At 71.6% G+C, this 20931-nt stretch carries 21 protein-coding genes; 17 read left to right on the forward strand and 4 right to left on the reverse strand.

The window, feature by feature from the left end:
• Positions 1-34: 34 nt before the first annotated feature.
• From K1T34_RS42875 to K1T34_RS42915, 9 genes are all read left to right on the forward strand, one after another.
• Positions 35-373, forward strand: coding sequence for an L-rhamnose mutarotase (locus K1T34_RS42875; RefSeq protein ID WP_220240354.1), 339 nt, complete (start codon positions 35-37; stop codon positions 371-373).
• A gap of 11 nt (positions 374-384) precedes the next feature.
• Complete coding sequence (rhaI, locus tag K1T34_RS42880; RefSeq protein ID WP_220247695.1) at positions 385-1560, forward strand: L-rhamnose isomerase; 1176 nt, start codon at positions 385-387, stop codon at positions 1558-1560.
• 2 nt (positions 1561-1562) lie between these two features.
• Positions 1563-3593, forward strand: a complete 2031-nt coding sequence (locus K1T34_RS42885) for a bifunctional aldolase/short-chain dehydrogenase (protein ID WP_220240355.1) — start codon at positions 1563-1565, stop codon at positions 3591-3593.
• Between the two features lie 12 nt (positions 3594-3605).
• Positions 3606-5057: an L-fucose/L-arabinose isomerase family protein gene (locus tag K1T34_RS42890; RefSeq protein WP_220240356.1), complete on the forward strand. Its 1452-nt coding sequence runs from the start codon at positions 3606-3608 to the stop codon at positions 5055-5057.
• 14 nt (positions 5058-5071) lie between these two features.
• Positions 5072-6532, forward strand: coding sequence for a rhamnulokinase family protein (locus tag K1T34_RS42895; RefSeq protein WP_220247696.1), 1461 nt, complete (start codon positions 5072-5074; stop codon positions 6530-6532).
• Positions 6529-7254, forward strand: a complete 726-nt coding sequence (locus tag K1T34_RS42900) for a (Fe-S)-binding protein (protein WP_220240357.1) — start codon at positions 6529-6531, stop codon at positions 7252-7254. The genes K1T34_RS42895 and K1T34_RS42900 overlap by 4 nt, the downstream gene beginning before the upstream one ends.
• Positions 7255-7271: 17 nt before the next feature.
• Positions 7272-8723 carry a lactate utilization protein B gene (locus K1T34_RS42905; protein WP_220247697.1) on the forward strand — a complete coding sequence of 484 codons (1452 nt, stop codon included), beginning with the start codon at positions 7272-7274 and terminating at the stop codon, positions 8721-8723.
• On the forward strand, positions 8720-9301 hold the full coding sequence (locus K1T34_RS42910; RefSeq protein WP_220240358.1) for an LUD domain-containing protein: 582 nt from the start codon (positions 8720-8722) through the stop codon (positions 9299-9301). Before K1T34_RS42905 ends, K1T34_RS42910 begins: the two co-directional genes overlap by 4 nt.
• A gap of 98 nt (positions 9302-9399) precedes the next feature.
• Positions 9400-10053 carry a response regulator transcription factor gene (locus tag K1T34_RS42915; RefSeq protein WP_220240359.1) on the forward strand — a complete coding sequence of 218 codons (654 nt, stop codon included), beginning with the start codon at positions 9400-9402 and terminating at the stop codon, positions 10051-10053.
• On the opposite strand, the gene K1T34_RS42920 is transcribed toward K1T34_RS42915, so the two are convergent.
• Complete coding sequence (locus K1T34_RS42920; RefSeq protein WP_220240360.1) at positions 10050-10412, reverse strand: response regulator; 363 nt, start codon at positions 10410-10412, stop codon at positions 10050-10052. The two genes, K1T34_RS42915 and K1T34_RS42920, sit on opposite strands and share 4 nt — an antisense overlap.
• A 377-nt stretch (positions 10413-10789) precedes the next feature.
• Positions 10790-12295: a DUF4118 domain-containing protein gene (locus K1T34_RS42925; protein ID WP_220240361.1), complete on the reverse strand. Its 1506-nt coding sequence runs from the start codon at positions 12293-12295 to the stop codon at positions 10790-10792.
• Between the two features lie 231 nt (positions 12296-12526).
• On the opposite strand from K1T34_RS42925, the gene K1T34_RS42930 reads away from it, so the two are divergent.
• From K1T34_RS42930 to K1T34_RS42940, 3 genes are read left to right on the forward strand one after another with little or no spacing between them, the layout of a single operon-like run.
• Positions 12527-12691, forward strand: a complete 165-nt coding sequence (locus tag K1T34_RS42930) for a hypothetical protein (RefSeq protein ID WP_220240362.1) — start codon at positions 12527-12529, stop codon at positions 12689-12691.
• Positions 12684-12890 (forward strand): hypothetical protein, encoded by a 207-nt coding sequence (locus K1T34_RS42935; RefSeq protein WP_220240363.1) that lies wholly within the window; start codon positions 12684-12686, stop codon positions 12888-12890. The genes K1T34_RS42930 and K1T34_RS42935 overlap by 8 nt, the downstream gene beginning before the upstream one ends.
• The gene (locus tag K1T34_RS42940) at positions 12887-13078 is read left to right on the forward strand and encodes a hypothetical protein (RefSeq protein ID WP_220240364.1); all 192 of its coding nucleotides are present in this window, start codon (positions 12887-12889) and stop codon (positions 13076-13078) included. Before K1T34_RS42935 ends, K1T34_RS42940 begins: the two co-directional genes overlap by 4 nt.
• A gap of 120 nt (positions 13079-13198) precedes the next feature.
• Here the strand turns inward: K1T34_RS42940 and K1T34_RS42945 are convergent, their stop codons facing one another.
• Complete coding sequence (locus K1T34_RS42945; RefSeq protein ID WP_220240365.1) at positions 13199-13684, reverse strand: helix-turn-helix domain-containing protein; 486 nt, start codon at positions 13682-13684, stop codon at positions 13199-13201.
• A gap of 89 nt (positions 13685-13773) precedes the next feature.
• Between K1T34_RS42945 and K1T34_RS42950 the strand changes: the two genes are divergently transcribed.
• Both K1T34_RS42950 and K1T34_RS42955 read left to right on the forward strand, forming a co-directional pair.
• A complete protein-coding gene (locus K1T34_RS42950) occupies positions 13774-15237 on the forward strand; it encodes an amidase (RefSeq protein WP_220240366.1) in 1464 nt (487 codons plus the stop codon).
• 85 nt (positions 15238-15322) lie between these two features.
• Positions 15323-15613 carry a hypothetical protein gene (locus tag K1T34_RS42955; protein WP_220240367.1) on the forward strand — a complete coding sequence of 97 codons (291 nt, stop codon included), beginning with the start codon at positions 15323-15325 and terminating at the stop codon, positions 15611-15613.
• On the opposite strand, the gene K1T34_RS42960 is transcribed toward K1T34_RS42955, so the two are convergent.
• Positions 15603-16481 (reverse strand): alcohol dehydrogenase catalytic domain-containing protein, encoded by an 879-nt coding sequence (locus K1T34_RS42960; protein WP_220240368.1) that lies wholly within the window; start codon positions 16479-16481, stop codon positions 15603-15605. The genes K1T34_RS42955 and K1T34_RS42960 overlap by 11 nt on opposite strands.
• Before the next feature lie 127 nt (positions 16482-16608).
• On the opposite strand from K1T34_RS42960, the gene K1T34_RS42965 reads away from it, so the two are divergent.
• The 3 genes from K1T34_RS42965 to dxs all read left to right on the forward strand — a co-directional run bounded on the left by K1T34_RS42965 (position 16609) and on the right by dxs (position 20918).
• On the forward strand, positions 16609-17178 hold the full coding sequence (locus K1T34_RS42965; protein ID WP_220240369.1) for a TetR/AcrR family transcriptional regulator: 570 nt from the start codon (positions 16609-16611) through the stop codon (positions 17176-17178).
• An 816-nt stretch (positions 17179-17994) separates the two neighbouring features.
• On the forward strand, positions 17995-18900 hold the full coding sequence (locus K1T34_RS42970; RefSeq protein ID WP_220240370.1) for a hypothetical protein: 906 nt from the start codon (positions 17995-17997) through the stop codon (positions 18898-18900).
• Positions 18901-19019: 119 nt separating this feature from the next.
• Positions 19020-20918: a 1-deoxy-D-xylulose-5-phosphate synthase gene (dxs, locus tag K1T34_RS42975; protein WP_220247698.1), complete on the forward strand. Its 1899-nt coding sequence runs from the start codon at positions 19020-19022 to the stop codon at positions 20916-20918.
• Positions 20919-20931 lie beyond the last annotated feature (13 nt).

A 20931-nucleotide genomic window follows, 5' to 3' on the forward strand; every position in this document is an offset into this window, starting at 1 on the left:
GCCGGACCCATCGAGTCCACCGAGGACGGAGACCGTGGCGCGATACTGCTTCCAGCTGCAGGTGCGGCCCGAGCGGATGGCCGAGTACGCCGAGCGCCACCGCGCCGTGTGGCCGGACATGCAGGCGGCCCTGCGCGACACCGGCTGGCGCAACTACTCGCTCTTCCTGCGTGAGGACGGCCTGCTGATCGGTTACGTCGAGGCCGACGACCTCGCCGCGGCGCAGGCCGCGATGGCCGAGACCGAGGTGAACACCCGGTGGCAGGCCGAGATGGCGCAGTTCTTCACCGGCCTCGACGGCCGCGGGCCCGACGAGGGGTTCGCCCTGCTCACCGAGGTTTTTCATCTGGACGACGAGCGCGCGAGCGCGTGACGGGAAAAGACGTGATCGACTTGCCCGACCTGACAGCCGTGAAATCCGCTCTGCGGGCGCAGCGGATCGAGACCCCCTCGTGGGCGTTCGCCAACTCCGGCACCCGGTTCAAGGTCTTCACCCAGGCGGGGGTTCCCCGCACGCCCGAGGAGAAGATCACCGACGCGGCCACCGTGCACCGCTTCACCGGAGTCGCGCCGACCGTCGCGTTGCACATTCCGTGGGACCGGGTCGACGACTTCGCCGCGCTGCGTTCTTATGCCGAGGACCTCGGTGTGGGGATCGGCGCCATCAACACCAACGTGTTCCAGGACAACGACTACAAGCTCGGCTCGGTCACGAACCCCGACCCGGGCATCCGGCGCAAGGCGACCGACCACCTGCTCGAGGCGATCTCCATCATGGACGCCACGGGCTCGCGCGATCTGAAGCTGTGGTTCTCCGACGGCCTCAACTACCCGGGCCAGGACGACCTGCGCGACCGCCAGGACCGCCTCGCTGCCGCGTTGCGCGAGGCGTATGACCGCCTGGGCGACGACCAGCGGATGCTCTTGGAGTACAAGCTGTTCGAGCCCGCCTTCTACGCCACCGACGTCCCCGACTGGGGGACCTCCTACGCCCACTGCATCGAGCTGGGTGAGAAGGCGACGGTGTGCATCGACACCGGCCACCACGCGCCGGGCACGAACATCGAGTTCATCGTCGCGTTCCTGCTGCGGGCCGGGAAGCTCGGCGCGTTCGACTTCAACTCGCGTTTCTACGCCGACGACGACCTGATGGCCGGCGCCGCGGACCCGTTCCAGCTTTTCCGGATCCTGTACGAGATCGTGCGCGGCGACGCGCTGGACCCGGCCTACGGCATCAACTTCATGCTCGACCAGTGCCACAACATCGAGGCGAAGATCCCCGCGATCATCCGCTCGGTGATGAACGTGCAGGAAGCCACGGCCAAGGCCCTGCTCGTGGACCGGCCCGCTCTGCGCGTGGCCCAGCAGTCCGGCGACGTGCTCGGCGCCAACGCCGTGCTGATGGACGCCTACAACACCGACGTGCGGCCACTGCTGGCCGAGATCCGCGAGGACGCCGGGCTGGACCCGGACCCGGTCGCCGCCTACCACCGCAGCGGCTACCAGCAGAAGATCGAGGCCGAGCGTGCCGACGGGCAGCAGGCCGGATGGGGAGCATGAGCATGACCGTGCCCGAGGAGCTCATCGCCCGCAGCAACGCGCTGGGCGCCGATCCGCGGAACACGAACTACGCCGGCGGCAACACCTCCGCGAAGGGCGAGGTGCTCGACCCGGTCACCGCCAAGCCCGTCGAACTGTTGTGGGTCAAGGGTTCCGGCGGTGACCTGGGCACGTTGACGGAGGCTGGGCTCGCCGTGCTGCGGCTCGACCGGCTGCGCGCACTCGTCGACGTCTACCCGGGTGTCGAGCGCGAGGACGAGATGGTCGCCGCGTTCGACTACTGCCTGCACGGGCGCGGCGGGGCGGCGCCGTCGATCGACACCGCGATGCACGGCCTGGTCGAGGCGGCGCACGTGGACCACCTGCACCCGGACTCGGGCATCGCCCTGGCCACGGCGGCCGACGGTGCCGCGTTGACCAAGGAGTGCTTCGGCGACCGCGTCGCGTGGGTGGACTGGCGCCGGCCCGGGTTCCAGCTCGGCCTGGACATCGCGGCGGTGAAGGAGGCCAATCCGCAGGCGATCGGCGTGATCCTCGGGGGCCACGGGATCACCGCGTGGGGCGCGACTTCCGAGGAGAGCCGGCGCAACTCGCTGGAGATCATCCGCACCGCGGAGAAGTTTCTCGCCGAACGCGGCAAAGCCGAGCCGTTCGGCATGGTCGTCCCCGGTTTCGAGGGGTTGCCGGAGGATGAGCGCCGCGCACGGGCCGCGGCGCTGGCGCCGCTGATCCGTGGACTCGCGTCCACGGATCAGCGGCAGGTCGGCCACTACACCGATGCCGACGTGGTGCTGGAGTTCCTCTCGCGGGAGAAGCTCGGGCGGCTTGCCGCGCTGGGTACGTCGTGCCCGGACCACTTCCTGCGCACCAAGGTCCGGCCGCTGGTGGTCGATCTGCCCGCGACCGCGCCGCTGGAGGACGTCGTCGCGCGGCTGAAGGAGCTGCACGCCGAGTACCGCGAGTCCTACCGCGCCTACTACGAGCGGTACGCCACTGAGGATTCGCCGGCCATGCGCGGTGCCGACCCGGCCATCGTGCTGGTGCCCGGCGTCGGCATGTTCTCCTTCGGCAAGGACAAGCAGACCGCGCGCGTGGCGGGGGAGTTCTACGTCAACGCGATCAACGTGATGCGCGGCGCGGAAGCCGTGTCGACGTATGCGCCGATCGCGGAGAGCGAGAAGTTCCGGATCGAGTACTGGGCGCTCGAGGAGGCCAAGCTCAAGCGCCTGCCCAAGCCCAAGCCGCTGGCCGGGCGGATCGCGCTGGTCACCGGCGCGGGCTCGGGCATCGGGCGCGCGATTGCCGAACGGCTCGCGGCCGAAGGCGCCTGCGTCGCGATCGCGGACTTGAACGCGGAAGCCGCGGCGGAGGTCGCCACCGGGATCGGCGGGGCGGACAAGGCGGTCGCGGTAACTGCGAACGTCACCGAGCCAGCGGCGGTGGCTGCAGCGATCGACGCCACGGTGCTGGCGTTCGGCGGCATCGACCTGGTCGTGAACAACGCGGGCCTTTCGATCTCGAAGCCCCTGCTGGAGACCACGGAACGCGACTGGGACCTGCAGCACGACGTGATGGCCAAGGGTTCGTTCCTGGTCTCGCAGGCCGCGGCGAGGGCGATGATCGCCCAGGGCCTTGGTGGGGACGTCGTGTACATCTCGTCGAAGAACGCGGTGTTCGCGGGCCCCAACAACGTGGCCTACGGCGCGGCGAAAGCCGACCAGGCACACCAGGTCCGGTTGCTCGCGGCCGAGCTCGGCGAGCACGGCATCCGCGTCAACGGCATCAACCCCGACGGCGTCGTGCGCGGCTCCGGCATCTTCGCTGGCGGCTGGGGCGCGCAGCGCGCGGCGGTCTACGGGGTGCCGGAGGAGAAGCTCGGCGAGTTCTACGCCCAGCGCACGATCCTCAAGCGGGAGGTGCTGCCCGCACACGTCGCCGCCGCGGTGTTCGCGCTGACCGGCGGCGACCTCACCCACACCACCGGCCTGCACATCCCGGTCGACGCCGGGGTGGCCGCGGCCTTCCTCCGCTAGGGAGAGGACCTCATGACCGACACGCTCGCGCGGTCCGTCCCGTCCGGACTGGACCGCATCACCCCGCGCCGCACCCGCGTCGGCCTCGTCGCCGGCGGGCTCGGCGCGTACTGGCCGCAGTTCCCCGACCTGCTGCCGCAGTTGCAGGCCTCGGCGCGCCGGGTCGCCGAGCGTCTGTCGGGACTGGACTGCGAAGTGGTCGACGCCGGGTTCATCTCCGACGCGGCCGAAGGCGCGGCCGCCGCGGAGAAGCTGCGGGTGGCCGACTGCGACCTGATCATCGGCTTCCTGACCACGTACTTGACGTCGAGCATGCTGGTGCCGATCGCGCAGCGTTCGGGCTCGCCGGTGCTGCTGCTGAACTTGCAGCCCACCGAGGCGATGGACCACGCGTCCTTCGACACGGGCGCGTGGCTGGCCTACTGCGGGGCTTGCCCGCTGCCGGAGATGGCCAACGCGTTCCGCCGCGTCGGCGTCGAGTTCCGCTCGGTGTCCGGGTACCTGGAAGACGAGCGGGCCTGGGTGAAGATCGCACGGTGGATCAAGGCGGCCGGCGTGCGCGCGGCGTTCCGGCACGGCCGCCACGGCCTGCTCGGGCACCTTTACCCGGGGATGATGGACGTGGCCACCGATCCGACGCTGGTGTCGGCTCAGCTCGGCGGGCACGTCGAGATCCTGGAGGTCGACGACCTGCGCGTGCGCGTGGAGCAGGTCACCGACGCCGAGACGGCGGCCCGGATGGCGCTCGCACGCGAAGTGTTCACTGTGGACGATTCGGTCGTCGACGAGGATTTCGCCTGGGGCGCCAAGCTTTCGGTGGCGCTGGACCGCCTGGTCGGGGACTTCGGGCTGGACTCGCTCGCGTACTACCACCGCGGGCTCGACGGCGAGACCCACGAGCGCGTCGGGGCGGGGTTCATCCTCGGCGCGTCGCTGCTCACGGCCCGCGGAGTGCCCACGGTCGGCGAGTACGAGCTGCGGGCGTCACTGGCGATGCTGCTGCTGGACCGGCTCGGTGCCGGTGGTTCGTTCACCGAGCTGCAGGCGCTGAACTTTCGTGACAACGTGGTGGAGATGGGCCACGACGGCCCGGCGCACCTGGCGATCAGCGCGCGCAAGCCGCTGCTGCGCGGGCTCGGCGTCTACCACGGTAAGCGGGGCTGGGGTGTGTCCGTCGAGTTCGACGTGCAGCACGGCCCGGTGACGCTGTGCGGCCTCGGCCAGCTGCGCGACGGCACGTTCGTGCTCGTCGCGTCGGAAGGCGAGGTCGTGCCCGGGCCGCTGTTGCAGATCGGGAACACGACCTCGCGGGTGGACTTCGGTTGCGACCCCGGCGAGTGGACCGACGCGTGGTCGGCCACCGGGGTGAACCACCACTGGGCGCTGGGGACCGGTCACCGCGTCGCCGAGCTGAAGGCGGTGGCGGACCTGCTGGGACTCGAGCTGACCGTGGTGTCCGGCTGATGGGTGTGCGGGTGATGCGCGTGGCCGCCGTCGACCTCGGTGCCACCAGCGGCCGGGTGATGGCCGGGACGGTCGGGCCCGGGCGGCTCGAACTGGAAGAAGTGCGGCGGTTTCCGAACGGCGGCGTCCGGGTCGCGAACGCCACCGGCTCCACGCTGCACTGGGACGTGCTCGGGCTGTACCGCGAGGTGCTGGCCGGGCTCGGCGACGCCGGCGAGGTGACGGGTGTCGGCATCGACTCGTGGGCTGTCGACTACGGGCTGCTCGGCGCCGACGGCCGGCTGCTCGGCAACCCCGTGCACTACCGCGACTCCCGCACCGACGGCGTGGCGGAGTTCGTGCACCGGACGATCCCCGCGCCGGAGCTGTTCGCCGTCACCGGGCTGCAGGAGCTGCCGTTCAACACGCTCTACCAGCTGGTGTCCGAAGGCGACCGGCTCGCGGCGGCAGAGAAGATGCTGCTGATCCCGGACCTGCTGGGCTACTGGCTCACCGGGAGCGTCGGCGCGGAGTGCACCAACGCGTCGACCACGCAGCTCTACGACGTGCGCGAGCGGACCTGGGCGGCCGGCCTCGCCGAGCGGGCCGGCATTCCGGCGCGGCTGCTGCCTCCGCTGCGCGAGCCGGGGGAGCGAATCGGGACGCTGCTGCCGGCGCTGGCCGAAGAGCTCGGGAAACCGGAGCTGCCGGTGGTCGCCGTCGGTTCGCACGACACGGCGTCGGCGGTGGTGGCGGTGCCGGCCGAGCCCGGCACGAACTTCGCCTACATCTCCTCCGGCACGTGGTCGCTGGTCGGGCTGGAGCTCGACGAACCGCAGCTCGGCGCCTCGGCGCTGGCGGCCAACTTCACCAACGAGACCGGCGTCGACGGCAAGATCCGCTTCCTGCGCAACGTGATGGGCCTGTGGGTGCTCACCGAAACCCTGCGGACCTGGGCCGCGCACGGCGAGCCCGCGGACCTGGCGACAGTGCTCGCGGAGGCGGCCGCCGCACCCGCGCTGGCGGCCGTCGTGGACATCGACGCACCCGAGTTCCTCCCGCCCGGCGACATGCCCGCGCGCATCGCCGCCGCCTGCCGCGAAACCGGGCAGCGGCCGCCGGAAAGCCGGGGCGAGCTCGTGCGGTGCATTGTGGACAGTCTCGCGCTCGCGTACCGGCGCGCGGTCCGGCAGGCCGCGCAGGTCACGGGCCGGCCGGTCGACGTGGTGCACCTCGTCGGCGGCGGGGCCCGCAACGAGCTTTTGTGCCGGCTGACGGCCGACGCGTGCGGCGTGCCGGTGCTGGCCGGGCCGGTCGAGGCGGCGGCGCTGGGCAACGTCCTCGTACAGGCGCGGGCCCTCGGTGCCGGCCTGCCGGACCTCGCGGCCATGCGTAGGCTGATCCGCGAAACCCAGCCGCTGCGGCGTTACCAGCCGGGCGGCGGGAACTGGACCGCCGCCGAGGCGCGGCTGAGCGGGGCGGGAGTGGTGGCGTGAAGGTCGCCGTGCTCGTGACGTGCATCAACGACACGATGTTCCCCGACACCGGCAAGGCGGTGTTCCGGCTGCTGCGGCGCCTCGGCGTCGAGGCGGACTTCCCGGAGGCGCAGACCTGTTGTGGGCAGCCGATGGTCAACACCGGCTACCTCGACGAGGCGGTGCCCGTGGTGCGCGCCTTCACCGACGCGTTCGCCGGGTACGACTACATCGTCACCCCGTCGGGCTCTTGTGCTGGTTCGGCGCGCCATCAGCACCGGATGGTCGCGCGACGCGCCGGTGAGCCGCGGCTGGCGGAGACCGGGCCGAAAACGTATGAGCTGAGCGAGTTTCTGGTCGACGTGCTGGGTGTGACGGATGTGGGTGCGTATTTCCCGCACCGCGTGACGTATCACCCGACGTGCCACTCGCTGCGCATGCTCGGCGTCGGCGACAAACCCTTGCAGCTGCTGCGCAACGTGCGCGGGCTCGACCTGGTGGAGCTCCCTGCCGCTGAAGAGTGCTGCGGGTTCGGCGGGACGTTCGCCGTGAAGAACGCCGAGACGTCCACCGCCATGGGCGCGGACAAGGCCCGCCACGTCCGCGACACGGACGCGGAGGTGCTCGTCGCGGGTGACAACTCGTGCCTGCTGCACATCGGCGGCCTGCTCTCGCGCGAACGCTCCGGCGTCCGCGTGCTGCACCTGGCCGACGTACTGGCCTCGACCGAGGAGGACGCGTGAGTGCCACGTTCGTCGGTATGCCCGCGTTTCCGGCGGCCGCGCGCGAGGCGCTGGCCGACAGCCAGCTGCGCCGCAACCTCGCCCACGCCACCAGCACGATCCGAGCCAAACGCGCGGCCGTGGTCGGGGAGGTGGACGAATGGGAGGAGCTGCGCCTCGCGGGCGCCGCGATCAAGGACAACACCCTGCGGCACCTCGACGAGCACCTGCTGACGCTGGAAGCGGCGTTGCAGTCCCGCGGCGCGACCGTGCACTGGGCCCGTGACGCGACCGAAGCGTGCGACATCGTCGCGCGGATCGCCCACGGCCACGGCGTCGGTGAGGTCGTGAAGGTCAAGTCGATGGCCACGCAGGAGATCGGCCTCAACGAGGCGCTCGCCGCCCAGGGCATCACGGCGTGGGAGACCGACCTGGCCGAGCTGATCGTGCAGCTCGGCGACGATCTGCCCAGCCACATCCTGGTGCCCGCGATCCATCGCAACCGCGCGGAGATCCGCGAGATCTTCCGCCGTGAGATGGCCGCGGTCGGCCGTCCCGCACCGGCCGACTTGACCGACGATCCGGCCGAGCTCGCGGGCGCCGCGCGGCTGCATCTGCGCGAGAAGTTCCTGCGCGCCAGGATGGCCGTGTCCGGCGCGAACTTCGCGGTCGCCGACACCGGCACGCTGGTCGTCGTCGAGTCCGAGGGCAACGGCCGCATGTGCCTGACGCTGCCCGAGGTGCTGGTTTCCGTGGTCGGCATCGAAAAGATCGTGCCAACCTGGTCCGACCTGGACGTGTTCCTCCAGCTGCTGCCACGCTCCGGCACCGGGGAACGCATGAACCCCTACACCTCCACCTGGTCGGGGATCACGCCCGGAGACGGGCCGCAGGAGATGCATGTGGTGCTGCTGGACAACGGCCGCACGCGAGCCCTGGCCGACGAGGTGGGGCGGCAGGCGCTGCGGTGCATCCGGTGCTCGGCGTGCCTCAACGTGTGCCCGGTCTACGAGCGCACCGGCGGCCACGCCTACGGCTCGGTGTACCCGGGCCCGATCGGTGCGATCCTCAACCCGCTGCTCAAGGGCGTCGGCGTCGACGAGCAAACCGACTCGCTGCCGTACGCCTCCAGCCTGTGCGGCGCCTGCTTCGAAGCGTGCCCGGTCCGCATCGACATCCCCGAAGTGCTCGTCCACCTGCGCTCCCAGGTCGTGGACGCGCATCGCGGCGGGGCGCCGAAACCCGAAGCGGTGGCGATGAAATCCGCGGCCTGGGTCCTGTCCGACGAGCGGCGGCTCACCCTCGCCGAACGCGGGATGGGTGCGGCGGGCAAGGCGTTGAACCGCTTCGGCCGCGCCGTGTTGCCCGGCGGCCGACGCGCCGTGCGCCGGCTGCCCTGGCCCGCCTCGCTGTGGACCGGCGCCCGCGACCTGCCCGCACCACCGCCGGAGTCCTTCCGCGCGTGGTGGCGCCGGACGGGCCGCCGATGAGCGCGCGCGACGAGATCCTCGCGGCCGTCCGCGGCGCTCTGCGGGACGCCGACCGCGCCGAGGCACCCGTGCCGAGGGGCTACCGCAGCGCACCATCGCCCGCGGACGTGGTTGCCCTCTTCGCCGAACGCGTGGTCGACTACCGCGCCACTCTCAGCCGGTGCACGCCGGCCGACCTGGCCGACACCGTCCGCGCCGCGCTGGGTCCGGCTGAAAACATCCTGGTCCCCGACGGCTTCCCGGTCGGCCTCGGCGGGGCAGCCGACGCCGACGACCTCGACTCCTGCGACGCCGTGGTCACCACCGCGGCCGTCGGGATCGCGCGCACCGGCACGCTCGTGCTCGACCACGGCCCGGGCCAGGGCCGTCGCGCGCTCAGCCTGGTTCCCGACGTGCACGTGTGCGTCGTCCGCGAGGACCAGATCGTGCCGGGAGTACCCGAGGCGGTCGCGCTGCTGGACCCGGACCGGCCGCAGACGTGGATCAGCGGGCCCAGCGCCACGAGCGACATCGAGCTGAACCGTGTCGAAGGCGTGCACGGGCCGCGGACCCTGCACGTGGTGCTCGTCGGTTCGTGACACGCCGCACGAGTTGGTGACGGCTGAAGCGCTATGGGACGATTTGTCCAAGACTTCCGCGGCATCCGGGCAACACCGCGGCGAAAGCGGTGGTGGCGATGACGGTGCCACGAGTGGTCCTGGCCGAGGACGACGTGCTGCTGCGCGAGGGCCTGGCCAGCCTCCTCGACCGCTCGGGGTTCGCCGTGGCCGGTCAGGCGGGCGACGCGGCCGCGCTGCTCGACCTCGTGCGGGAGCACCGGCCCGACCTGGTCCTGGTCGACGTCCGGATGCCCCCGACCCACACCGTCGAGGGGCTCGAGGCCGCGCGGACCATCCGTGAGGAGCTGCCCGAGATCGGCATCCTGGTGCTCTCGGCCCACGCCGACGTCGACCACGCGATGGAGCTGCTGGCCGGCGGCCGCGGCATCGGGTACCTGCTCAAGAGCCGGGTCGCCGACGTGGGGGAGTTCCTCGACACGCTCCGGCGGATCGCCAAGGGCGGCTCGGTCGTCGAGCCTGCGCTGGTGCGGGAGCTCGTCGAGGCCCGCCACCGCAACGACCCGCTGGCCGCGCTGAGCGCCCGTGAACGTGAGGTGCTGGGCCTGATGGCCGAGGGCCGCTCCAACGGCGGGATCGCGCGCCGGCTCTGGGTCACGGAAGGGACCGTGGAGAAGCACGTACGCAGCGTGCTGGCCAAGCTGGACCTGCCGGAGACCACCGACGACCATCGCCGCGTGCTGGCGGTGCTGGCTTACCTCGACAACCGCTAGCCGGTCGTGCCGAGCAGGCCCTGGATCGCCCGCGCCGACAGGATGGCCTTGGGCAGGAACCCGACCGCGGGACCCTCGGCGATCACGTCGCGGTAGTCCTCTTCCGCGTGGGTCGAGATCACGATGATGCGCGACGAGCCGCCGGCGTCCGTGCGCGCCAGGCGCCCGACCAGGTCGAGACCGCTCTCGCCGCCCAGGTCGATGTCGACCAGCACGACGTCGGGGCGTAGCTCATCGACGGACCGCAACGCTTCCGCTCCGCCCCGGGCCACCCCTGCGACCGTGACTCCCTCACGCTCCAGCAACCGACGAGCCGCGGCCAGGAAACCCGGACTGTCGTCGACGATCAGGCACCGCACGTGTCCACCCTCCCAGAACCACGCACTACGCGCATTCCCGCTAACCGGTACGGCCACGGCCGGTCACCCCGTCCGCGTACACCTCGTCGAGCTGGTGCAACCGGATGCGCCGCAGCGCCTCCGAGAAAGTGCAGGCGCCGTACCAGAACCAGCCGCAGGCGTCGCAGTGGCTGTGCCAGCGCCCGCACCGGGTGCAGTACCTGTTGCTTGCGTGGTGGTGAACTGTCATGACCGGACTTCTTCCCGAGGAACTCTTCGTTGCCCCCGTCTGGTCACCCAGTGTGGTGCCTCGAGGGGGTCGCCGTCGTCACGGCGAGCGGGAATCCCCGGGCCCGGCCAGCGGGGTGGCTCACCTACCGGCTGGCCGGTACGGGCGCTCAGCCTGCGTGCCCGACCAGCGGGAACTCGGCGCGCAGCATCGTGCCGTCGCCGGGTGGGCTGTGGAGGAAGATCCGCCCGCCCAGCGCTTCCACGCGGTCCTTCAGCCCGGCCAGCCCGGTGCCGCGGGCGAAGTCGGCGCCGCCCGCGCCGTCGTCGTGCACGGCGATGCGCAGCACGTCGGCGCGGGTCTCCACGACGACGGTGATGGCGCCGGCCTGCGCGTGCTTGGCCGCGTTCGTGAGCGCCTCGGCGACGACGTAGTACGCGCCGACCTCGATCGGCTCGGGGAGCCGCCCGTCGGCGCGGACGTCGAGGTCGATGACCTGCGGCGAGCGGCGCGCGAGGGCCTTGAGCGCGGGCACGAGGCCGAGCTCGGCCAGCAGCGCGGGGTGGATGCCGCGAGCCATCTCGCGCAGCTCGTCCAGCGCGTCGGACAGCCCGTCGGCGATGCGGTCGAGCTCCCCGCGTGCCTCGAGGGACTCGTCGGGGATCAGCGCCTGGACCGCGCGAACCTGCAGAGAGAGCGAGACGAGCTGCTGCTGGGCGCCGTCGTGCAGGTCGCGCTCGATGCGCCGGCGGGTCCTGTCGGCGGTGGCGACGATGCGCGCGCGGGAGGCCTGGAGCTCGGCGCGCGCCTCGGCGTTTTCGATCGCGGTGGTGACGAGCTCGGTGAAGCTGGCGATCTGCGCCTCGGTGTTGTCCGGGAAGCGTTCGGCGCTTTTCGTGGACGCGGCGATCACGCCCCACAGCCGGCCGGACGCCACGATCGGGCAGCCGACGGACGAGCGGATGCCCAGGTTGCGGGCCTCGCGCGCGATCGCGCCTGTCTCGCCGGCGAAGCTCGCGAGCCGTACCGGTGTGCCCGTGACGCGCACTTCGCGCGCGACGCTGAGCCCGTCGAGCTCGATCTTCGTCCCGACGACCAGGTGCACGGGTACCCGCGTCCAGGCGGCGACGCCGGTGACGGTGCCGTCCACTTCGTACCGTTCCATGCGGGCCAGGTCGGCGTCGCAGAGCAGGCCGACCTCACGTGTCACGGCTTCGAAGACCTCCGGCGGCGAGACAGATTGTGCGACGAGCGTCGCGACGCGGCGCAGGGCCGACTGCTCGTCGGTCAGGCGTTCGGAGATCAAGGCCGTGCGCTGAAGCCGTGATGCGAGGGTCCCCACCACGACCGCCGTGATGAGGAAAACGCCCAGCGCGACGGCGTTCTGGGCGTCGATGATTTGCAGGGCAAAAGGCGGCGGTGCGAACAAGGTCGCGTACACGGCGACGCTCAGCAACGAGGTGCCCACCGCCAGGGCGGTTCCCCAGATCACGGCGACCGGCAGCACCACGACCAGGTACAGCATCAGCAGGGACACCGAGTCCACGAGCGGTTCGAGCAGCAGCGCGATACCCGTGACGGTGGCGACGGCGACCACCGCGGCGAGCGCGCCACTGGAGCGCCGCCGCATGCGCTCTCCGGTTCGGCGGCGCTGCACCATCGGTTCGTTGGACACGCCGCAACACCCAGCCTGAGGATAGGCGCCGCCTGCGCGCACAGCCAGCCCCCGGCCCACGCGCGAAAGTCCCGGTAGCGGGGGCGGGGGACTCCAGGTGGCAGGAATGCGGACCGGAGCCGGTCCCGGCGATCCTGTGAGGACTCGAAAGCCATGGCGGTAGCCGGCACCGGGACGTGAAGATGTCGCCCGCCCCCCGAGATCTACTCCGGATCGGAAGGTGGAAGCGTGATGCGTCAGCACGGCTTGCCCGACCGGGGACGCGCGGTCGCCGCCCGCCGCGTCCCGGCCGGACCTCGGCAGCGGACGCGCTCGGGCTGGCTGCCGCGCAGCGGCCCCACCGCCGTGCTCGTCGCTCGGCGCCTCACGAACGCCGAGAGGACGAGCCATGCCTGAGCAGATCTCCCGCTGGGGTTTGCAGCTCTTCGGCTGCCCGTGCTCCGTGTGCGGCCGCCCGGCCGAGCGCCTGTGGTTCCTCGCCGACAGCCGCGTCGTCTCACACCCCGGCGGCGGGCCGCTGTGCCGGCTGCCGAACCCGCAGACCGACGAAGACGTCTCGGCGCCGGTTGTCTCGCGAGGAATGAGTGCGGCGTGACCGAGTACGTGGGACCGCCGAACTGGTGGTCGAGCGAGCGGCTGCTGGGCTGGGACGACTTCGACCTGCGCGGCCAGGCGGCGCGGCTCGGACTGCCGACCGGCTGGCTGCTCGACCGGGCCGAGCGCGGCTCGGGTGAAGGCGTGCCACGGCGCGCCGATTGCCAGGGAATCCCTGGCGGACAATGAAAACCGGGACGGACCGCCGTCCCCGCAGCTGCCCGGCCGAGGTCGTGTGTCCCCCGCCCCGCGACGTCGGCCGGGTTCCCAATTCGCGAGTGGCGATGCGGGTTCCCGCACTGGCGGACATCACGGCCGCACCCAGGTCTCGTTGGGCACGACGGCGAGGTCTTCGAGGTCAAGCGGCTCGCCGGAGTCGGTGTGGGGCGCGACGCTGACGGGTTTTCCCGAACCGCGCTCGACGATCCGGACCGGGCCGCCGTCGGGCTGCAGGTGCTTGTCGGCCCACTGCATCAGCGCGAGCACGACCGGGAAGAGATCGCGGCCCATCGTGGTGAGGACGTATTCGGCGCGCAGACGTGAGCCGGGCTCGCGGTAAGGCTGCTTCTCGAGTGCGCCGAGCTCCACGAGCTGCTTGAGCCGGGCGGCCGCGACGCTGGGGGAGAGGTCCGTGCGGTCGACGAACTCGTCGAAGCGCGTCGTGCCGTAGAAGGCCTCGCGCAGCACGAGCACGGTCGCGCGGGCGCCCACGACCTCGATCGCCTTGGTGATCGAGCAGCTCTCGGCCAGCCAGCCGCGCCGGTCGGTGACCGCGCCCTCCAGAGTCATCGCCATGCGGTGAGTCTACCCCTGAGTTGCGATTGCCGAAGTCAGCTGCGTAGAGTCTGACTTCGACCATTCGAACCCAGCAGGGGGGATCACCGATGCAGGCGGACTGGACTTACGCGACGGCCGGCGAACTGTCCGCCGCTCTGCGCGCGCGCAAGGTGAGCGCGGTCGAGCTGACGGAGTCGGCGATCGCGCGAATCGAGAAGTACGACCCGGAGCTCAACGCGGTGTGCGTGCGCGACTTCGACCGGGCGCGGGCGGCGGCGCGGGAAGCCGACGCGGCGCTGGCACGCGGGGACGACCGGCCGCTGCTGGGGATTCCGGTCACGGTCAAGGAGTCGTTCAACGTCGCCGGCCTGCCGACAACGTGGGGCATCCCGCCGTTCAAGAACTTCGTCGCGGCCGAGGACGCGCTGCCGGTCGCGCGGCTGAAAGCGGCGGGCGCCATTGTGCTCGGCAAGACCAACGTCCCCTTGGGACTGGGGGATCTGCAGACCTACAACGCGATCTACGGCACCACGAACAACCCGTGGGATCTCACGCGGACGCCGGGCGGCTCGTCCGGGGGCTCCGCCGCCGCGCTCGCCGCCGGGTTCGGCGCACTGTCGATCGGGTCGGACATCGCGGGCTCGCTGCGTGCTCCGGCGCATTTCACCGGGGTGTACGCGCACAAGGCGTCGCAGGGAGTGCTGCCCTCGCGGGGGCACACGGCGCCGCCGAACCCGCCGTTGCCGTCCGAAAAGGACCTCACCGTGATCGGGCCGATGGCCCGCACCGCGCGCGACCTCGCGCTGCTGCTCGATCTGCTCGCCGAGCCGGATCCGCTCACGACACCCCGCGGTGCCTCGAGGAAACTCCCGCCTTCGAGGCGCACCGCGCTCGCCGACTACCGCGTGCTCGTGGTCGAGGATCATCCGCTGATGCCGACGTCTTCGAGCGTGCGGGCCGGAATTCGGCGGGTCGCCGACGTATTGACTCTGGCCGGCGCCGTCGTGGCGCACGACAGCCCGCTGCTGCCCGATCCGGTGGAGGCTGCGCGGACGTTCGTGCTGCTCTTCGACTCCGTCGTCGGGGCGAGCTACCCGCCGCCGGTCTACGAGCAGTTCCGCCGGCGTGCTGCCGAGGTGAGGCCCGAGGATCACAGTCTCGCGGCGGAACACCTGCGGGGCACGGTGATTAGCCACCGCGACTGGCTCGCGGCCGACGCGGTCCGCCAACGCCACCGTCAGGCTTGGCGGGAGCTGTTCGAGGACTTCGACGTCGTGCTGTGCCCGGCCATGCCGACGCCGGCGTTTCCGCACGACCACAGCGAAGACCAGTGGGGCCGCCGGATCCCGGTCGACGGCGTGGGTCAGCCTTACCCTGGCCAGCTCGTGTGGGCCGGAATCGCGTCGATGCCCGGGCTGCCGGCCACCGTCGCGCCGGTGGGGCTGTCCGACGAGGGGCTGCCTGTCGGTGTCCAGCTGGTGGGGCCGATGTTCGAGGACCACACCACGATCCACCTCGCGGAGCTGCTGGAAGGCGAGCTCGGCGGGTTCGCCGCGCCACCTCGGGGTTAACCGTCCCGGATTGACTTCCGCAGTCGCCGGTTCCTAGACTCCTTCAGGTGAGAACGGCCGTTCTCGCCTGAAGGAGGAGGGAGTCGTGGACGTGACGACACAGCAGGTCCGGTTCGAGCGGCTCGCCGAGCACGATTACCTGGTCAGCGTCCCCAGCGGAGACGACGAGGTCCTGATCCGGCTCCGGTCGGACAACGCGACCGTGTCCGAACTGGAGTTCGGCGGGATCGAGGAGGAACGGCTGGTGCGCGCGATCATGGCGTACCTGCTCGCGCGTCAGGACGCGGACGACCTGCCGGGCGAGCTCGACCTGGAGGACGTCGCCGCGGCGTACGACGATTTCGGTCCGGTGGTCCGCGGCTCGCTCACGGAGTGAGGACCAGGCGGCCGCGCAGGCCGCCGGCCCGGAACTTCGGGTAGACGGCGGGCGCCTCGGCCAGCGGGGTGGTGCCGGCGCGGCGGGCTTCGAGCACTCCCTTCTCGGTGAGGGCGAGCATCCGCGTCAGGGCGGCGGCGTCGGGGAAGACGACTGCGGAAGTGACGTCGATGCCGCGTTCGGGCGCGGGTTCCCGGCCCGGGAAGATGCCGACGTACGAACCGTTGGCACGGACCGGCGCCAGTGCGGCCTCGTTGAGCAGGGCGGTGTCGAACACCGCGTCGACCTCGGACGCTTGCGCCAGGTCCGTGACGATTTCGCGCGCTCCGGCGCGGGTCAGGAACTCGGTGTCCGATGCGCGGGCCAGGGCGACGACCGACCAGCCGTCCTGCGCGGCGAGTGCCACGACGTAGCCGCCGACCCCGCCGGCCGCGCCGGTGACCAGCAACCGCCGCCCTGCCGCCGGGCCGAGGTGGGCGAGGAGTTGTGCTGCCGTCAGGGAATTGCAGGGCACGGTGGCGGCGTCGAGGAGGTCGACGCCGTCCGGCACCGCGGCGGTGTCCTTTGCCGGCACGAGCGCGTACTCGGCGGCGGCACCCGCGACGGCGTGGGGCGCGTGCGGGAACTGCAGAGCCGCGACGCGGTCGCCCACGGCGAACTCGGTGACCCCGGGACCGACCTCGTCCACCACGCCCGCCACGTCGAGCCCCAGCCCGACTCCCGTGTGGCCGCTGTCGATCACGTGGAGGTCGGCCGGGTTCACGGCCGCGCCGGCCATCCGGATCCGGAGCTGCCCGTCCGCGGGATGGGGGTCGGGCAGCTCCACGACCTCCGGCTCGCCCGGACTGGTGAGGATGACCGCACGCATGACGTGGTCCTTTCTGGCGGATCTGCCGGTGCCGGCGCGCGTATAATCGACGTCGGCCGGAGCACCGCTCCGGTGCACTTCAAAGCTACGGAGCAGTGCTCCGTGACGTCAAGGTGGGAGAGCTCGCGTGACCAAAGCCACGCAGTCCGAGGTGCCGCGCAACCGCGAGCTGCTGCTGGCCGCCGCGCGCGAGGCCTTCGCGGACCAGGGCACCGACGCGTCGCTACGGGACGTCGCCCGGCGGGCCGGCGTGGGCATCGGCACGCTGTACCGGCACTTCCCGACCCGGGCGGCGCTGCTGGAGTCCCTTTTGGACAGCAACTTCGCGGCGTTGCGCGCGCGGGCCGAATCGCTGGCGAGCACTCCGGACCTCGCGGCGCACGACGCGTTGCTCACCTGGCTGAACGAAATGGCGACGGGCGTGCGCACCTACCTGGGCCTGCCGGAGTCGATCATGGCGGCGCTGGCGGACGAAGACTCCGCGCTGCACGCGTCGTGCGCCGCGATGCGCTCGTCCGCCGGGCAGCTGCTGGCCCGCGCCCAGGAAACCGGCCGCGTGCGCGCCGACGTCACGGTCTACGAGGTGATCTCGCTGGCACTCGGCCTGGCCTGGGCGGCACAGCAACCCGGCGGCACCTCGGACCTGGTGGAACGCCTGCTCTCCACGGCAATGCACGGCCTGGCGGTGCCGGGCTGACCAGTCGGCGGGTGGGTGCCTCGGCCGACGTGTGCCGGGTCGGGTCGGGTCGGCCAAGCTGAGCCCGCGGAGCCGAACCTGCCAACTCGGCCGAGTCGAGCCCGCCGAGAGAGGCTCGTCGGGCCGGCTGAGCAGAGTTGGCCGGGCTGACCCCTCGCCGGGCGGGTGCCTCGGCCGACATGCGCCGGGCCGAGCCATGCCTGCCGAGCCGTGCCCGCCGGGTCGGGTGCGCCGAGTCTGCCGACCAGTGCCGAGCCCGCCGAGCGGCACCGGACCGACGCGGCTGGCCGTGAAGTTCTGCCTTCCGGAGAAGGGAAACCCGTCACGATGGGCTGGGTCGCCGGCCCTCACTCTCGACGTCGCGAAGGCGCCGCAGGTGCCCCCGCCGGTCGTGGACCTGCCGGAACCCCGCGGCGCCTCCCCTGAAGAACCGACTGGGATCAGCGCGAGCTGACCGCCGGGGTGTAGCCGACGTCGATCACGTCCGGCAGGCCGGCCGGGCGGCGCTTGCCGGTGAGTACGGGGTCGAAGTCGTTGCGGCCGTTGAGGAAGCGCTGGAAGAACGCGGTGACGTAGGCCGAAGTGATGGCGCGCTGCTGGGTCTCCGTGAGCTGCCGCTGGTCCTGCTGCGGGCCGTCGGGGAACTGGGACGCGCACGTGCCCGGGCGGGTGCCGGGGAGGGCGTCGTCGTGGCTGCCGACCTGGTGGCTGCTCGGGGACCATTCGGTGTTGTAGCTGTCGTGGTTGCCGCCGGTGAGCGTGTAGCGGTAGATCGGGACCTGGTTGTCGCCGGAGTTGCCCGCGAAGTAGTTGCCGGTGTTGACCTGGTCGCACGTGCCCCGACATCTGGGCGAACGGGACCTGCGTGACGGGCTCGTCGTTCCAGTTGTCGGTGGGTGCGAGGGCGAACACGGCCTTCACGGTTACCCCGGCGGGCCAGTCGCCGTGGCGCTGGTCGGCGGCCTGCTGCATAACCCCGCCGCCGCCCATCGAGTGGCCGATGGTGCCGACGTCACCCATGTTCAGGTGGCTCTGGAAGCCGACGTTGCGCGGCTTTCCGGTGGCCGGGTCGGTGAAGTGGCCGCGCAGGGGTCCCTGCCCGCTCGAAGCCAGCTGCTGCCACAGAGCGAGCTGGGCGTTGAGCAGCGCTGCCCGCGCGTAGTAGACGGTCGGCGCCTGGCCGGCCGCCGTCGCGTTGATCCCGTTGGTGCCGATGGACACGACCACGAACCCGAGCTGCGCGAGCTGCCGCTCGAGGTACTCGTAGCCGGCGTTGCTGGGCATCGGTGGCACGCCGGGGGCACAGGGCCACGCCCACATCCGCGCGGACGTCTGCTGGACGATCTTCTGCTGCCGCGCTGCTTCCACGTCGTCGCCGGCCTTCTCGGCCGCCGCCAGGGCGGCCTGGGCCGCGGTGTTGGCGTCGGTCGCCGCGCGGTCGGCGCAGGTCTGCCAGGAGCCGTGTTCGATCATGATCGGGGGATGGGTGCCGGCGGAGACGTCGGAGGGGTAGTACACGACGCCGTCGAGCTCGTTCTTGCCTTCGTAGCCGAGGTCCGCCGGAGGCGTGAAGGCCTGGTTGCCCAGGTGGTAGGCCACCGTCTCGACCCGGCGGGCGTCCGCCGGGTTCCCGGTCGCCACCGCTGTGCCGGATCCCGCCACGATCGCCGCGACGGCGAGCACCGTCGTCTTCATGATCAGCCGCATGGGCGGGGACGGTAACCGAAGATTGTCAGGAACCCGTTTGTTCGGCTTACCGCGACCTCTGAGAACGATCATTCTCACCATGTTGTACGTTCGGGTGGCTCCGGCCAGGTGGGCCGGTGGGCGAGGGGAGTGGCATGACCGGCCTGCTCTCGGGCGTTTCGAGCCCGGAAGACGTGCGGCGGCTGAGCTTCGAGGACCGCGTGGCGCTGTGCGCTGAGATTCGGGAGTTCCTGATCCGGACGGTGTCGGCGACCGGTGGGCACATCGGGCCGAACCTGGGTGTCGTCGAGCTGACAGTGGCGCTGCACGTGGTGTTCGACTCGCCGGCGGAGCCGATCCTGTTCGACACGGGGCACCAGACGTATGTCCACAAAGTCCTCACCGGCCGGCGTGAGGGCTTCGAGCGGCTGCGCCAGACCGATGGGCTGTCAGGCTACGCCGCGCGCGAGGAGAGCGAGCACGACTGGATCGAGAACTCCCACGCGTCCACGGCACTGTCCTACGCCGACGGTCTCGCGAAAGGCCTGGAACTGCGCGGCGAGCGACGCTGTGTGGTCGCGGTGACCGGCGACGGCGCCCTCACCGGCGGCATGACCTGGGAGGCGCTCAACAACATCGCCGCGGCCCGGCGACCGGTGGTCATCGTGGTCAACGACAACGGCCGCTCGTACTCGCCCACCGCCGGCGCGCTGGCCGACCGGCTCGCCAAGCTGCGCCTGCAGCCGGGCTACGAGCGGGTGCTGGACTCCGTGAAGGGGGCACTGGAGCGGGCGCCACTGGTGTACGACGTGCTGCACGGCGTGAAACGCGGGGTGAAGGATCTCCTGGCGCCGCAAGGGATGTTCGAGGATCTCGGGCTCAAGTACGTCGGGCCGGTCGACGGCCACGACCTCGCCGCGCTCGAACGGGCTTTCACGCTGGCGAAGAACTTCGGCGAGCCGGTGCTCGTGCACGCGGTCACGCGCAAGGGCCACGGCTACGCGCCGGCCGAGGACGACGACGTCGAGCAGATGCACGCTCCGGCCGCGTTCGACATCGCCACGGGACGACCGCTGGCCGCGAAAAAGCGCACCTGGACGTCGGTGTTCGCCGACGAGATCACCGCGCTGGGCGCCGAGCGCGAGGACCTCGTCGCGATCACCGCGGCGATGCGCGAGCCGACGGGCCTGGGCAAGTTCGCGCGCGCGTTCCCCGAGCGCTTCCACGACGTCGGGATCGCCGAGCAGCACGCCATGACGTCCGCGGCCGGCCTCGCCTCCGCCGGTGCGCACCCGGTGGTGGCGCTGTACTCGACGTTCCTCAACCGGGCGTTCGACCAGCTCCTCTTCGACGTCGCGCTGCACCGGCTGCCGGTCACGCTCGTGCTCGACCGCGCCGGCGTGACGGGCGCGGACGGGCCTTCGCACAACGGGGTGTGGGACTACGCATTGCTGGGGATGGTGCCGGGGCTCGTGCAGGCGGCGCCTCGGGACGAAGCGACGTTGCAGGCCGCGCTGCGGGAGGCGGTGGCCCATGACAAGGGTCCGAGTGTCGTGCGGTTTCCCAAATCACCGCTGGTCACCAGCGTGCCGGCGATCCGTCGAGAGGGGGACGTCGACGTTCTGTGGGAATCCGGCGAAGGTGACGTCGACGTCCTCGTCGTCGCGATCGGCACCATGGCCACGGACGTTCTCACCGCGGCGCCGGGAATCGCCGACGCCGGGTTCACGGTCCGCGTGGTGGATCCCCGGTGGGTGAAGCCGCTGCCCGCCGGGCTCGTTTCCCTCGCCCGTGGCGCGGGTTTGGTGGTCACGGCGGAGGACGGCGTGGTCGCCGGGGGAGTCGGCTCGCGGATCGTGCAACAGCTCCACACCGCCGGCGTCGACACCCCGGTCCGCGAAATCGGCCTGCCGGACGAGTTCCCGGCCCACGGCAAACTCGACGACGTGCGGGCTCGCCTCGGCCTGTCCGCGCAGGCCATCCGCACCCGGATCACCGAGTGGGGCGCCGCTCTCACGGTGTCCACAGAGGAATCCACCGCACCGTCGGCCTGACGGCTGCCGCCCG

This window comes from Amycolatopsis sp. DSM 110486, assembly GCF_019468465.1.
Classification (GTDB): Bacteria; Actinomycetota; Actinomycetes; order Mycobacteriales; family Pseudonocardiaceae; genus Amycolatopsis.

What these genes read in the sequence shown, in the direction of transcription:
- dxs (WP_220247698.1), top strand. Translation starts at nt 19,020, where the DNA reads ATGACCGGCCTGCTCTCGGGCGTTTCGAGCCCGGAAGACGTGCGGCGG.
- K1T34_RS42950 (WP_220240366.1), top strand. Translation starts at nt 13,774, where the DNA reads ATGCAGGCGGACTGGACTTACGCGACGGCCGGCGAACTGTCCGCCGCT.
- K1T34_RS42945 (WP_220240365.1), bottom strand. Translation starts at nt 13,684, where the DNA reads ATGGCGATGACTCTGGAGGGCGCGGTCACCGACCGGCGCGGCTGGCTG.
- K1T34_RS42960 (WP_220240368.1), bottom strand. Translation starts at nt 16,481, where the DNA reads ATGCGTGCGGTCATCCTCACCAGTCCGGGCGAGCCGGAGGTCGTGGAG.
- K1T34_RS42885 (WP_220240355.1), top strand. Translation starts at nt 1,563, where the DNA reads ATGACCGTGCCCGAGGAGCTCATCGCCCGCAGCAACGCGCTGGGCGCC.
- K1T34_RS42930 (WP_220240362.1), top strand. Translation starts at nt 12,527, where the DNA reads ATGCGTCAGCACGGCTTGCCCGACCGGGGACGCGCGGTCGCCGCCCGC.
- K1T34_RS42905 (WP_220247697.1), top strand. Translation starts at nt 7,272, where the DNA reads ATGCCCGCGTTTCCGGCGGCCGCGCGCGAGGCGCTGGCCGACAGCCAG.
- K1T34_RS42895 (WP_220247696.1), top strand. Translation starts at nt 5,072, where the DNA reads ATGCGCGTGGCCGCCGTCGACCTCGGTGCCACCAGCGGCCGGGTGATG.
- K1T34_RS42910 (WP_220240358.1), top strand. Translation starts at nt 8,720, where the DNA reads ATGAGCGCGCGCGACGAGATCCTCGCGGCCGTCCGCGGCGCTCTGCGG.
- K1T34_RS42935 (WP_220240363.1), top strand. Translation starts at nt 12,684, where the DNA reads ATGCCTGAGCAGATCTCCCGCTGGGGTTTGCAGCTCTTCGGCTGCCCG.
- K1T34_RS42915 (WP_220240359.1), top strand. Translation starts at nt 9,400, where the DNA reads ATGACGGTGCCACGAGTGGTCCTGGCCGAGGACGACGTGCTGCTGCGC.
- K1T34_RS42890 (WP_220240356.1), top strand. Translation starts at nt 3,606, where the DNA reads ATGACCGACACGCTCGCGCGGTCCGTCCCGTCCGGACTGGACCGCATC.